This is a genomic window from Plebeiibacterium sediminum, from assembly GCF_026013605.1.
Taxonomy (GTDB): domain Bacteria; phylum Bacteroidota; class Bacteroidia; order Bacteroidales; family Marinilabiliaceae; genus Saccharicrinis; species Saccharicrinis sediminus.
Genome location: NZ_JAPDPJ010000392.1, coordinates 1 through 341 on the forward strand (window position 1 = coordinate 1; position 341 = coordinate 341).

General features: G+C 41.3%; 1 protein-coding gene. It reads left to right on the plus strand.

The features are described from left to right. On the plus strand, window positions 1-341 hold a 341-nt coding region (locus tag OM075_RS25910), incomplete at both ends, for a hypothetical protein (RefSeq protein WP_301193427.1).

Sequence of the window (341 nt, forward strand, 5' to 3'; positions counted from 1 at the left end):
ATACCAGCTGATGGTGGTTTACCAATCTCAACTACATTTAGTGCAGTCGTAACTGTTAAAGCAACAGGCTGTACCAGCGAAACAGAGGTAGTAATTACTGTAAATCCGGATCCTGCTTTACAAACAACTTCTGCAATATACTGTGCAGATGAAGCAGCCGGTTTTGATATCAATACCTTCAATGAAGATATTCTGACTTCCGGCAATGTAGACGATTATACCTTTGCCTGGACAGGCACATTGGCTATTCCAGCTGATGGTGGTTTACCAGTCTTAACTACATTTAGTGTTGTTGTAACCGATAAAGCAACAGGCTGTACCAACGAAACTGAGGTTGTAAT